At 63.7% G+C, this 12,334-nt stretch carries 10 protein-coding genes; 6 read left to right on the forward strand and 4 right to left on the reverse strand.

Annotated elements, in window-relative coordinates:
* The first annotated feature begins 1 nt into the window (after position 1).
* Positions 2-1,960 (forward strand): sialate O-acetylesterase, encoded by a 1,959-nt coding sequence (locus tag GTP46_RS16370; RefSeq protein WP_161007710.1) that lies wholly within the window; start codon positions 2-4, stop codon positions 1,958-1,960.
* A gap of 14 nt (positions 1,961-1,974) precedes the next feature.
* On the opposite strand, the gene GTP46_RS16375 is transcribed toward GTP46_RS16370, so the two are convergent.
* Positions 1,975-3,153, reverse strand: coding sequence for a Bcr/CflA family efflux MFS transporter (locus GTP46_RS16375; RefSeq protein WP_161007711.1), 1,179 nt, complete (start codon positions 3,151-3,153; stop codon positions 1,975-1,977).
* 120 nt (positions 3,154-3,273) lie between these two features.
* Between GTP46_RS16375 and GTP46_RS16380 the strand changes: the two genes are divergently transcribed.
* Positions 3,274-4,005 carry an IclR family transcriptional regulator gene (locus GTP46_RS16380; protein ID WP_161007712.1) on the forward strand — a complete coding sequence of 244 codons (732 nt, stop codon included), beginning with the start codon at positions 3,274-3,276 and terminating at the stop codon, positions 4,003-4,005.
* Between the two features lie 3 nt (positions 4,006-4,008).
* On the opposite strand, the gene GTP46_RS16385 is transcribed toward GTP46_RS16380, so the two are convergent.
* Positions 4,009-4,608, reverse strand: a complete 600-nt coding sequence (locus GTP46_RS16385) for a response regulator transcription factor (protein WP_161007713.1) — start codon at positions 4,606-4,608, stop codon at positions 4,009-4,011.
* Positions 4,605-6,728, reverse strand: a complete 2,124-nt coding sequence (locus GTP46_RS16390) for a sensor histidine kinase (protein ID WP_161007714.1) — start codon at positions 6,726-6,728, stop codon at positions 4,605-4,607. Before GTP46_RS16390 ends, GTP46_RS16385 begins: the two co-directional genes overlap by 4 nt.
* A gap of 168 nt (positions 6,729-6,896) precedes the next feature.
* On the opposite strand from GTP46_RS16390, the gene GTP46_RS16395 reads away from it, so the two are divergent.
* The gene (locus GTP46_RS16395) at positions 6,897-8,201 is read left to right on the forward strand and encodes an MFS family transporter (protein WP_202414307.1); all 1,305 of its coding nucleotides are present in this window, start codon (positions 6,897-6,899) and stop codon (positions 8,199-8,201) included.
* Here GTP46_RS16395 and GTP46_RS16400 read toward each other — a convergent pair.
* Entirely contained in the window at positions 8,195-9,094 is a 900-nt protein-coding gene (locus GTP46_RS16400) for a LysR family transcriptional regulator (RefSeq protein WP_161007715.1), read from the reverse strand. The genes GTP46_RS16395 and GTP46_RS16400 overlap by 7 nt on opposite strands.
* A 118-nt stretch (positions 9,095-9,212) precedes the next feature.
* Between GTP46_RS16400 and GTP46_RS16405 the strand changes: the two genes are divergently transcribed.
* From GTP46_RS16405 to GTP46_RS16415, 3 genes are read left to right on the forward strand one after another with little or no spacing between them, the layout of a single operon-like run.
* Complete coding sequence (locus GTP46_RS16405) at positions 9,213-10,370, forward strand: ABC transporter substrate-binding protein (RefSeq protein WP_161007716.1); 1,158 nt, start codon at positions 9,213-9,215, stop codon at positions 10,368-10,370.
* A gap of 11 nt (positions 10,371-10,381) precedes the next feature.
* Positions 10,382-11,404, forward strand: a complete 1,023-nt coding sequence (locus GTP46_RS16410) for a Rieske 2Fe-2S domain-containing protein (protein WP_161007717.1) — start codon at positions 10,382-10,384, stop codon at positions 11,402-11,404.
* Between the two features lie 4 nt (positions 11,405-11,408).
* On the forward strand, positions 11,409-12,326 hold the full coding sequence (locus GTP46_RS16415; protein ID WP_161007718.1) for a PDR/VanB family oxidoreductase: 918 nt from the start codon (positions 11,409-11,411) through the stop codon (positions 12,324-12,326).
* Positions 12,327-12,334 lie beyond the last annotated feature (8 nt).

Raw genomic sequence — 12,334 nt, forward strand, 5'->3', positions numbered from 1 at the left:
GATGGAGACCAACCGTAACGCGATGCGCCTGCTGGCGCTGGCTGCCGCATGCCTGTGCTTGCCTTCGCAGGCAGTGGAGCTTGAACTGGCGCGTATCTTTTCCGACCACGCCGTGTTGCAACGCGAGCAGCTGCTGGTCATCTGGGGCAAGGCCGGCGCCGGGCGCGAGGTGGCCGTCACGCTGGGCGGACAGACGGTTACCGGCAACGCCGACGCGCGCGGCAAATGGCGCATCGCCTTGCCGCCGCAACCAGCCGGCGGGCCCTACGCCCTGCAAGTGCGCTCGGACGGCCATACGGTCAGCCGCAGCGATATCCTGGTCGGCGATGTCTATCTGTGCTCGGGCCAGTCCAACATGGAATTTTCCGTGAGCGCGTCAACCAATGCCTTTGGCGCCATCCATACTGCGCCCAACGACCAGCTGCGCTATCTTAACGTCAAGAAAACCAATGCCGCCACGCCGCAGGAAGAACTCAGCGGCGCAGTCGCGTGGACACCGCTGGCGCCGGAGACGGTGGGTGACGCTTCCGCCGTGTGCTACTACATGGCGCGTTCGCTGCAGGCCAGCTACAAGATCCCGGTCGGCTTCATCCACGCCAGCTGGGGCGGCACCACCATCCAGGGCTGGATCGGCGCCGAGTCGCTCGCCACGCTGGACAATTACCGCGCTGGTGTGGCGGCCGTCGCTGATTATGGCGCCGACCGCGCCGCCGGCATGCGCGCCGAGGAAGCGCGCAACGAAGCATGGTGGGATGCGCACGATCCGGCCGCCGCCGCGCAGCGCCCCTGGCGCCTGCCGGACTTCGACGATGCCGCCTGGCCGGTCGTCACACCCAGTGGCTCGTGGAAGGACAGCGGCCTGGACGGCTTTAAGAATTTCGACGGCGTAGCCTGGTATCGCACCACCGTCACGCTGACTGCGGGACAGGCCAGCCAGGCCAACCAGCTCAACCTCGGGCCGGTCGATACCTACGACAGCACCTGGGTCAACGGCGTGCGCGTGGGCGGCTCCAGTACCGGCTGGCTGTGGCGCGAATACGCCGTGCCAGCCGGTGTGTTCAAGCCGGGGCGCAACGTGATTGCGCTACGGGTGCTGAGCGGCGGGCAGGGCGGCGGTTTGTCGGGCCAGCCGGCCAATCGCGCCATCCAGCTGGCGGACGGGCAGTTGGTGACGCTACCGGCCACGTGGAAGGTGCAGCGCGGCAGTGCATTGACAGGGTTGTCCGTGCCGCCGGCGCCGTGGGATGCGCCGACCAGCCTGACCACTCTTTACAACGGCATGATTGCGCCGCTGGTGGGCTATAAATTCAAGCTGGCTGCGTGGTACCAGGGCGAGTCGAACGCCGGCGCGGCGCAAGAGTACCGCACCTTGCTGCCGCTGCTGATGCGCGACTGGCGCCAGCGCTTCGGCCAGCCTGAATTGCCGTTCATGATCGCCCAGCTGGCCCCGTTCGGTGCGCCGCCCAAGGCACCCGGTCAGTCCGGCTGGGCAGAACTACGTGCGGCGCAGGCCGCGTCTGTGGCCAGTGACGGCCATGCTGGGCTGGCCATCACGCTGGACGTGGGCGATCGGTTTGACATTCATCCGACCCAGAAGACCGTGGTCGGCGAGCGCCTGGCGCGCGCAGCACGCGTGCTGGCTTATGGCGGGCAGGGCGCGGCGGGCAGTCCGTACGCGGTATCGGCCCAGCGCAGTGGCAAGGATATTGTGATTGCCTTCCGCGATACTGGCGGCGGGCTGGCGACTTATTCTTCCGACCGCGCCATCGGCTTTGAAGTGTGCGCCAGTGCCAGCTGCCGTTATGCCGAGGCGCGGGCCGAGGGCGATACCGTGCGCCTGCCCGGCGCCGGCGGGGCGGACGTAACGCGCGTGCGCTATGCATGGTCCGATGCGCCGTTCGTCAACCTGTTCAGCGGCGATGACCTGCCAGCCGCGCCATTCGAACTGGAGGTACGTTAATCAGGCGGGCGGCTTCAAACAAACCATTCGTTAGCAGTTCCGGCGTGGGCAAATGCCCGGCGCAGACCGAGCAACAGCAGGCCCAGCACGGAGTAGAACACCATCACGGCCGCCATCACGGCGAGCTGGTTGCCGGCGAACAGGCCGATGAGTGCGCCGGCGCTGGCGCCTGCCAGCATCTGGATCGAACGCAGCAGGGCAGCGGCGCTGCCGGCCACATTGCCGACTGTGGCTAGCGCCTGGTGCGTAGCATTTGGCATGACGATGCCTGCACACACGTTGCTCAGCAGGACGCACACCGTGACCACGGCCACCGAATGAACCTTGCACAGGGACGCTGTCAGCAGCGTGCCGCACACCACGGCCGAGGCCATGACGGCGCCGGCCAGCAGCAGGTCGGCATCCCAGCGGTGCGCCAGTTTGGCGCCGGCAGTTGCGCCTGCGATGGTGCCGGCAGCGGTCAGCGCGAACAACGCACCATAGGCGCCGCTCGATACGCCCAGCAGGTCGATGAAGACGGCCGAGGAACCGGTGATGTAGGCAAACATGGTGCCGAACGAAGCCGCCAGCAGTCCTGCGTGCACCAGGTAGTGCTTGTTGCGCAGCACCTGGCCGTAAGCCGAGATCGCTGCGCTGAAAATATTCTGCGCGGTCGCTTGCCGTGGCCGGGTTTCTGCGTAACCGAGCGCGCTCAGCACCAGTAGCAGCAGGCCGATCACGCCGAGGCAGCCGTAGATCAGGCGCCAGTTGCCGAACGCCAGCAGTCCCGCACCCAGCAGGGGCGCCACCAGCGGCGCCACCGCATTCACCAGCGCCACATACGATTGGCGCGACAGTGCGGCATGGCCGGTGAAGACGTCGCGCACGATGGCCGCCGGCAAAGCCGCAGCAGCGCCGGCGGCAATTCCCTGGAGCAGGCGCAGCAGCAACAGGCTGGAGATTTGTCCGGCGCAGGCGCAGGCCAGGGAGATCAGCGAGAACAAACCGAGCCCCAGCAGCAGCACCGGCTTGCGGCCGTAGCGGTCGGACAGGGGGCCGAACAGGATGGGACCGACCGAGAAGCCCAGCAGGAACACGGTCAGGGTGCGGGTGGCAACGCCGATGTCGATGTGGAAGGCCGATTCCAGCGCTGGGATGGCGGGCAGCCCCATGTCAATCGCCAGCGGCGGCAGCGCTGACAGCAGGCCGAGCATGACTATGTAAAAAGGTGAGTTGGGAGTGATGTACTGACGTGGCATAATGTGTTGCTGTATCGTTAGGCGGTACAGCAGTGTATCACGATGCGGTACAATTCGCTGAGCGTGGAGAAATAGATGGAAGGAATACAAGTAATTGCCAGGGCGGCTGCAATCTTGCGCGAGGTGGGCGCCCAGCCTGACGGCCTGAGTCTGGGCAAGCTGGCCAACGCGACGGGATTGGCGCGTTCCACCGTCCAACGCATCGTCGATGCGCTGGAGATAGAGCACCTGGTGCAGGCCGGCGCCGGCGGTGTGCGGCCGGGCTGGGGCTTGCGGCGGCTGGGCGAGTTGCCGGGGTCTGGCATCGCCCAGGAATTGCGCGCTGCCCTCTACCAGCTGTTCGAAGCGACCCATGAGAGCATCGACTTATCGACCTTGAGTGCGGGCGAAGTGTTGTTCATGGACCGCTTCCTGTCCGACCAGCCGGAGCGTGCGCTGCCCTCGGTGGGCGCGACTTATCCGGCCTACACTATGTCGAGCGGCAAGGCCTTGCTGTCCGGTTTGTCCGATGCCGATGTCAACGCCTTGTACGGCGGCGCGCCGCTGCAGCGCTTGACCGCGCATACGGTGGCCGATATGGCGGCGCTCAAGCAGCAGCTGGATGCAATCCGGGCCGGCGGCTTTGCCTACGACAGGGAAGAACACGCGGTGGGCAAATGTGCGATCGGCTTGCCGGTCGGCGTGTATCAGGGTGTCATGCTGGCGATTTCGGTGGTGATGCCTAGCCAGCGTTTCGAGCGCCAGCGCGGCATCGTCGAAGCGGCGTTGCGCACCTGCGTCGAGCGCTGCCACGCCCGCATGGCGTAGGCTCTACTCCAGCCACGGATGGGCCGCCAGCCAGCGGCCCAGCTCATTGTCGTTGGCGCACTGCAGTTTGGTGAAGATGTTGGCGCGATGGGTTTCCACCGAGCGCGGGCCGCACGGCGGCACCAGGATGCGGGCGATTTCCTTGTTCGGCTGCCCGAGCCCGACCAGCCGCGCCACCTCGCGTTCGCGGGCGGTGAGCTCTTGCCACAGCCGCAAGGCCTGGCCGCGTGCGCGCGCTTCGGCGATGGCGGCGGGGAGCTTGTCGAGCAGCTGCAGAGTGTCCGGCTTGGTCACCCAATCGTAGGCGCCGCGCCGCACCGCTTCCAGCGCGGTCGGGATGTCGCCGTGGCCGGACAGGAACACCGTCACCAGCGGGCTATGCTTGCTGCGCATGTGTTCGAACACGGTCAGTCCACTCATGGCGCCCATGCGCAAATCGAGGATCACGCAGCCCGGCTGGCTGAGGTCGACCGCCTCAAGAAAGGCCTCGCCGGATTCAAACGCTTGCACCGCCAGCCCCTGCGAAAATAACAGGAGCAGCAGTGAGCGGCGCAGGGCTTCGTCGTCGTCGACAACGTACAGGGTGAGGGGAGCGTCTTTCATGGCACGATAGGAAGAGTGAACGAGAACGTGGCGCCATCCTGGCTTTCGACCGTCATGATACCGCTGTGGGCTTCGATGATGGTGCGGCAAATGTTCAGCCCCAGCCCCAGGCCATCAGGCTTGGTGGTGAAGAAGGGCGCGAACACTTGTTCCAGCTGGTCGGCCGGAATGCCCGGCCCCTGGTCGCTGACGGCGATCCGCAGGCTGGCGCCGGCGCACTGGCTGGTCAGGGCAATACAGCGGCGATTGCGCGGCTGCTCCTGCATGGCTTGCACGGCGTTGTGGATCAGGTTGACCAGTACCTGCTCCAGCAGCACCTTATCGCCGCGCACCAGCGCCGCCGGGTCTTCCATCGACAGCTTGAGCGTGACGCCATTGCGCTGCAGCTCAGGCTTCAGCAGCGCCTCCGCGTGCAGGATGATGTCGCCGATGGCGAAGCTTTCAAAGTGGCCACGCTGCGGATTGATCAGCGAGCGCACGCGCCGCACAATTTCGCTGGCGCGCTTGGACTGTTCAATGATGTCGTCCAGCGCGCCGGCCACCATGTCCGGCGAACCGCGTCCCGCCAGCGCGCGCGCAGCCACGGCAAAATTGGACAGCGCCATCAGCGGCTGGTTAAGTTCATGCGCCAGGGTAGACGCCATCTCGCCCACGCTGGCGAGGCGCGCGCTGCGCTGCAGGCGAACTTCCTGGTCGCGCTGGCGGGCCTCTGCCTGCTTTTGGGCGGTGATGTCCACCACGGAACTGAGCCAGCCACGGTTGACGCCTTCGGTGTCGATCAGCGGCGCGGTGTAGACCATGGTGATGACGTCATGGCCGTCCTTGTGGCGGATGCGCGATTCGAAACCGCTGGGCGCGGCGCGGCCTTGCAAGGCTTCGTCGCTTTCGCGCGCCTGTTTTTCCAGGTCCTCCGGATGCCAGTAAGGGTAGGGCGGATGGCGGCCCAACAGCTCCTCGGCGCTGTAGCCGACGATGGCGCACAGCGCCGGATTGACGTAGATGATTTTGCCTTCCGGATCGCGCGCGCGGATGCCGACCAGCAGCGAGTCTTCCATCGCCTTGCGGAAGGCGTGGGCCTCTTGCAGGTCACGGGTGCGCTCCTCGACCCGTTGTTCGAGCTCCAGCCGGGCTGTCTGCTGTTCGGTAAAGCGGCGTTCGCGCAAGCGCCAGTACAGCACACCCAACATCAGCAGGGCGGCGGCCAGTGTGGCCAGCGTCAATGCCGCCTGCTTGGCTTGCTGCACGTCGCGCATGTCCTCGGTGACGGTGAGCGTCCAGCCCAGTTCCGGCAGCGCCGTGTCCAGCGCGAGCAGGTTGGTGCTGCGGCCTTGCACCGAGGTTTGCAGGACGAAGCCCGGCGTGTCCTTGCCAGCCTTGATTTTCCACGGCAGCAGGTCGAAGCGGGTACGCGGTCCATACTGGGCGTGCTCGCTCATCCACTGGCTGTCGGCGGCGGAGACCGGGGTGATGCTGTGGAACAGCCATTCCGGCACTGCGCTCAGGAACACGATGCCGCGGCTGTCGCGCAGCACCACCGGATAGCCGCTGCGCTGCCAGACCCGTTCCAGCGGATCGAGGCTGATCTTGACCACGGCCACGCCCAGCACTTCGGCGCCTACCCGCACCGGTTCCGCGATGAACAGGCCGGCCTGGCCGGTGGTCAGGCCGAGGCCATAGAAAAGGCCGCGTCCGCCCTTCAGCGCATCGTCGAAATACGGACGCTGGCGGTAGGATTCGCCGACGAAGCTGGACGGCGTGTTCCAGTTGCTGGAGGCCAGCGTCATGCCATTGCGGTCGACCAGATACAGCGCGGCGGCGCCAGTGGTGATTTGCAGGTCGGCGAAATAATCGTTCACGCGGGCGCGCAAGGCTTTGTCGCCGGGGGCACGCAGCAGGTTCTGCACCTCCGGATGGCGCGCTGCAGCATGCGGCAGGAAGTCATGCTTTTCCACCAAGCCGCGCAAGCCCAGCACGTGGGCCGCGCTGGCCTGGCGCAGCGCTTCCATTTTGGCTTGCAGTTCGCGCTGCTCGGCCCAGTTCCCCGACAGCACAATCAGCACCAGCGCCCCGGCAACGGCCAGGGCTCTGCGCCAGTGATGCGGCTTGAACAGGGAAGACATGGGATACTCCAGAACCAAATAGGGAAACAATAACAGTTGTGCACGCCGATTTGGGCGCCCTCCGTAGTTTTACGGAGGGCGCTGCGCCAAAGTTGCGGATGCCGCCGCGCCGCTGATGTGCGATGCTGATCCTATACCCACCGAATAATAATATTTCAGGAGAATCGCATGAACATGCAAGAACCCCCACAACCGCAATACAGCAGCGAGGAACGGCGCAAGCGTATTTTCGCCATCATCAGCGCCTCGTCCGGCAACCTGGTGGAGTGGTTTGACTTCTACGTCTATTCCTTCGCATCGATCTATTTTGCCAGCCAGTTCTTCCCGAGCGGGAATGCGACGGCGGAATTCCTGAAATCGGCCGCCGTGTTCGCGGTGGGCTTCCTGATGCGCCCGATCGGTGGCTGGATGTTCGGCCGCCTGGCCGACCGCGTTGGCCGCAAGAAATCGATGGTGGTCTCGGTGCTGATGATGTGCGGCGGTTCGCTGGCCATCGCGGTCTTGCCGACCTACGCCAGCATCGGCGTGGCCGCGCCTATCCTGCTGCTGATCATCCGCATGTTCCAGGGCTTGTCGGTTGGCGGCGAATACGGCACCACTGCAACCTATATGAGTGAAGTGGCGCTGCGTGGCCAGCGCGGCTTCTTCTCGTCGTTCCAGTACGTGACCCTGATCGGCGGCCAGTTGCTGGCGGTGCTGACGGTGGTGATTCTGGAGCAGTTCCTGACTTCGGCTGAACTGAAGGCCTGGGGCTGGCGCGTGCCGTTCGCGGTGGGTGCGGTGGCTGCGCTGGTGTCGCTGATGCTGCGTCGCCAGCTGCATGAAACCATCAAGGCCGAAGACCGCAACAGCAAGGAAGCCGGCACGCTGGCCAGCCTGTTCAAGCATCACCGCGCCGCATTCCTGACCGTGCTCGGTTATACCGCCGGCGGCTCGCTGATCTTCTACACCTTCACCACCTACATGCAGAAATACCTGGTCAACACGGCCGGCATGCCGGCCAAGACGGCCAGCGTGGTGATGACCGGTTGCCTGTTCCTGTACATGTGCATGCAGCCGGTGTTCGGCATGCTGGCCGACCGCATCGGCCGCCGTCATTCGATGATGCTGTTCGGCGCTTTTGGCACGCTGGCGACTTTCCCTATCCTGGCCATCCTGCATGTGAATACCAGCCCTGTGGTGGCCTTCGTTCTGATTACCGTGGCGCTGGCGATCGTCAGCCTGTACACCTCCATCAGCGGTTTGGTGAAAGCGGAGATGTTCCCGCCGGAAGTGCGTGCGCTGGGCGTGGGCTTGTCATACGCGATTTCCAACGCCATCTTCGGCGGCTCGGCGGAATTCGTCGGCCTGTCGTTCAAGAATCTCGGTCACGAGAGCTGGTTCTACATCTACGTGACCGTGATGATGGCGATTGCCTTCCTGGTGAGCCTGCGCCTGCCAAAGACGCCGTCCTACCTGCATACGGATCACTGACCGAACAACTGAACCAGCGCTGCCCGCAACCAGGCATTAGCGCCATCCTTGGCGTACTTGCGGTGCCAGTGCTGTTTCAGATCGAAACCGGTCACGTCGATCGGCGGTTCCACCAGTCTCACTGGTGCGAACCGCGCAAAACTTTCTCCCACGGCACGCGGTACGGTGGCAATCAGGTCGCTGGCCGCGATCACAAACGGAATCGACATGAAGTGCGGCGTGGACAGCACCACGCGGCGTGAGATGCGGTTGCGGATCAGCAGCTGTTCGAACACCTCCTGGCTGCGACCTTCCGCCTTCACCACCGCATGTCCCATACTCAGGAATTTCTTCATCGTGAGCCGCTTGCCACGGAATGGATGGTCGGCGCTCAGGATGCAAATGAAGTCATGGGAAAACAGCCGTTGCTGGAAAAAGTTGCGGTGTTTCAGATCCGGGAAATAGCCGACCGCCAGGTCGACCCGGCCTTCCTCCAGTGCCACCGCCAGTTCCGCCGGTGGCAGCGTTACTGACGTGATGCTGGCGCCCGGCGCCTCGCGCCGCAGGTGTTCCAGCAGGCGTGGCAGAAACGTCATTTCCCCCACATCCGACAGGGCGATCGTGAAACAGCGGTCGCTGCTGGCTGGATCAAATGCGGTGCTGGCCAGTACGTCGTTGCGCAGACGTTGCAGCATATCGCGGGTGGGATCGACCAGCGTCAACGTCCGTGGCGTCGGCGCCATGCCCTGGGCGGTGCGGACAAACAAGGGATCCCCCAGCGATTTGCGCAGTTTGTTCAAGGCCACACTGACTGCCGGCTGGCTCATATCGAGCTTGCGTGCTGCACCGCTGACGCTACGCTCCTCATAGATGGCCAGCGCCACCGGCAGCAGGTTCAAGTCAAATCCCTTCATACTCAATCTCCAGCGAAATTTGAAATTAGAATAAACGTTATTCCGTTTATTCTATTTGAAAATATGCAGTTGTCCGTGATTATGGCTGCACAACAGTCATAACAATTAAGGAGACAATATGCAACGCACCTTATTGGCGCTATGCTTTACCCTGTGTTCCGCGCAGGCAGCTGAGGAGACTATCCGCATCGGTGTGATCACTTCCCTCAGCGGTCCAGCTGCGCAAAGCGGCGAGCAAATGAAGGCCGGCATCGATACCTGGATGCGCATGAACGGCGGCAAGGCGGCCGGCAAGAAGCTGGAAGTGCTGTACAAGGACGATACCGGCCCGCAGCCGGAAGTAGCCAAGCGTCTGGCGACGGAACTGGTCGGCCGCGACAAGGCCGATATCCTCGCAGGCTTCGTGTTCACACCTAACGCCATCGCCGCAGCGGGCGTCAGTGAGCGCGCCAAAAAGCCGATGGTGGTCACCGGCGCCGCTGCTTCTGCCATCACAACGCGCTCTCCATATTTGACGCGCACTTCTTACACCATTGCGCAATCAGTGCAACCGCTGGCGCAATGGGCTTACAAGACTGGATCGCGCCGGGTGTTCTCGGTGGTCGCCGACTATGCGCCGGGACATGACGCCGACCAATGGTTCACCACCAGCTTCAAAGCCGCAGGCGGCACGGTGATCGACTCAGTCAAAGTGCCTTTGTCCACGCTGGACTTCAGCGCTTTCCTGCAACGCATCAAGGATGCCAAACCGGACGCCATCCACGTGTTCCTGCCGAACGGCCAGCCGATGGTCGCCTTCATGAAAGCGTATCGCGAGAAAGGGTTGGACAAGGCGGGCATCCGCTTCCTGGGCGGCGAAGGCTGGGCTGATGAAGATGTGCTGAAGGCAGCGGGTGAAACCATGGCCGGCATCTACACGGCGGGCTACTACTCCTACTTCCAATCCGGCCGCGAGAACGCCGCATTTACCGAAGCGTTTGCGAAGACCGTGGACAACCGCTTCAAACCCAATTTCCAGGCTGCTTCCGCGTACGACGGCATGGCGCTGATCGCCGCCACCCTGGCAAAAACTGGCGGCAAGGTTGACGGGCCCTCGTTCATCGCTGCGGCGAAAGGCTATAGCGCTGCCAGTCCGCGCGGCACGGTAGTAATCGACGCCCAGACGGCCGACATTGTGCAGACCATCTACATCCGCCGCATCGACAAGCTGGCCAATGGCACGTATGGCGCCGTCGAGATTGACCGCTACGACGCGGTCAAAGATCCAGCCAAATAAAGGAGAATTGTATGTTCCCATTAAACCAATGGTATGTCGCAGGCTTTGCCTGGGAATTGAAGGACCGGCCGCTCGCGCGCAAGCTTTTGAACTATCCGATCGTCATGTTCCGCACCGAGGACGGCGGCGTGGCCGCGCTGGAGGACCGCTGCTGTCACCGCGCTGTTCCTCTGTCGTGCGGCACGCTGGAAGGCAGCGGCATCCGCTGCGGCTATCACGGCTTGCTGTTTGGCGCAGCGGGGCAGTGTCTGGAAATTCCGGGTCAGGTCAAGATTCCGGGCAAGGCCAAGGTACAGGCGTTCCCGGCAGAGATACGCAATGAAGTGATCTGGATCTGGTTTGGCGCGGAGCAGGGCGACGCCCCATCCGTCCCGCCGCCGGCAGTCGCGGCGCACGAGAATCCACGCTACACCTGGAAGGGCGGCGTATTCCATTACGACGCGCCTTACCAGCTAATCCACGACAACCTGCTGGACCTGAGCCACGTCGGCTACCTGCACGGCCGCACCATTGGCGGCAACGCCAAAGTGCACATGGAAGCGCCGACCACCGTGTCTGGCGAAGGCGATCATGTGCGCGTGGTGCGCCATATGACCGGTTCGCTGCCGCCAGCAACCTATAGCGCCGCTTGGCCGTTCAAGGGCAGGATCGACCGCTGGCAGGAAATTGACTTCCTCCTGACGCACCTGCAGATCTTCACTGGCGCCGTGGATGTGGGCACCGATTCGCTGGCCAATCCTGAACGTGGCGGCTTCCACATGCGCGGCTTCCATGGCATTACGCCGGAAACCGACACCACTTCGCACTATTTCTGGACCATGGCCAGTTCCGCCCATCCGGATCAGCCGGATAACGCGGAAGTGGTGTACCAGCAGACGGCACTCACGTTTGAGGAAGACCGCGTGCTGATCGAAGCGCAGTATCGCAATATGTGCGAATACGGCGCAGGCCCGATGGTGGACATTCACGTCGACAGTGGTCCGAACCGCGCGCGCCGCATCGTCGCGGCGCACACTGCAGTGCAGGCGGGGTAAGCGTATGGAAGTTCGAATTCATTCGATTGCCGATAGCGGCGGCGTGCGCGTCTTTGAGCTGCGCCCCGTCGGCGACGCGCAACTGCCTCCGTATGAAGCAGGCGCGCACATCGACGTCACGCTGGGAAATGGCTTGATGCGCCAATATTCCCTGTGCTGCCGCGAGCCGGGCAGCGAGGTATACCGCATCGCCGTGAAACGCGAACCGCAGTCGCGTGGCGGCTCGGCGTGGCTGCATGACGAGGCCAAAGTGGGGATGACCTTGCAGATCGGCTCTCCACGCAACGCCTTCGCCCTCGTACCGCAGGCGGACATACACCTGCTGTTCGCCGGCGGCATCGGCATCACGCCTATCCTGTCGATGGCCTATGCCTTGCAGCGACGCGGACAGCCATTCCAGTTGTACTATTTCGTGCGCGACGCGGCCAGCGCCGCCTTCGCCACCGAGCTGCAAAATGGGGAAGTGCTGGCGGGTCTCGATCCCGAGCAGACAAAGGCGAGTATCCGCATGCATCTTGCGAGCCATCCGGCTGCAGGAACCCACGTCTACGTTTGCGGTCCGGCGCCATTCATGCAGACGGTGGCAGCCGAGGCGGCGAATTTTGTAGTGCATCAGGAGTCGTTCGGCGCGCCGCCGATCAGTGCTGATGGCGACATGCCGTTCATGCTAGCCTTGCATCGCTCCGGACGGCAAGTGCAAGTGGCAGCTGGTCGCACGGCACTCGCCTGCCTGCAAGAAGCCGGTGTCGAGTTGGACTGCTCCTGTGAAGTCGGCGTATGCGGCACCTGCCGCACCGCAGTACTGGAAGGCACGCCACACCACTTCGACTCCGTCCTCAGCGACGAGGAACGGCAAGCCAACAACTGCTTCATGCCCTGCGTATCGCGCGCACTAACGCCGGTACTGGTGCTCGATCTGTAAAGGCAAAG

Source organism: Duganella flavida (assembly GCF_009857445.1).
In the GTDB taxonomy this organism is placed as follows: Bacteria; Pseudomonadota; Gammaproteobacteria; order Burkholderiales; family Burkholderiaceae_D; genus Rugamonas; species Rugamonas flavida.

Bases quoted from the DNA above. Each gene is read 5' to 3' on its own strand.
- GTP46_RS16375 (WP_161007711.1), bottom strand. From the start codon at position 3,153: ATGCTCGGCCTGCTGTCAGCGCTGCCGCCGCTGGCGATTGACATGGGG.
- GTP46_RS16395 (WP_202414307.1), top strand. From the start codon at position 6,897: ATGAACATGCAAGAACCCCCACAACCGCAATACAGCAGCGAGGAACGG.
- GTP46_RS16410 (WP_161007717.1), top strand. From the start codon at position 10,382: ATGTTCCCATTAAACCAATGGTATGTCGCAGGCTTTGCCTGGGAATTG.
- GTP46_RS16390 (WP_161007714.1), bottom strand. From the start codon at position 6,728: ATGTCTTCCCTGTTCAAGCCGCATCACTGGCGCAGAGCCCTGGCCGTT.
- GTP46_RS16400 (WP_161007715.1), bottom strand. From the start codon at position 9,094: ATGAAGGGATTTGACTTGAACCTGCTGCCGGTGGCGCTGGCCATCTAT.
- GTP46_RS16405 (WP_161007716.1), top strand. From the start codon at position 9,213: ATGCAACGCACCTTATTGGCGCTATGCTTTACCCTGTGTTCCGCGCAG.
- GTP46_RS16380 (WP_161007712.1), top strand. From the start codon at position 3,274: ATGGAAGGAATACAAGTAATTGCCAGGGCGGCTGCAATCTTGCGCGAG.
- GTP46_RS16370 (WP_161007710.1), top strand. From the start codon at position 2: ATGGAGACCAACCGTAACGCGATGCGCCTGCTGGCGCTGGCTGCCGCA.
- GTP46_RS16415 (WP_161007718.1), top strand. From the start codon at position 11,409: ATGGAAGTTCGAATTCATTCGATTGCCGATAGCGGCGGCGTGCGCGTC.
- GTP46_RS16385 (WP_161007713.1), bottom strand. From the start codon at position 4,608: ATGAAAGACGCTCCCCTCACCCTGTACGTTGTCGACGACGACGAAGCC.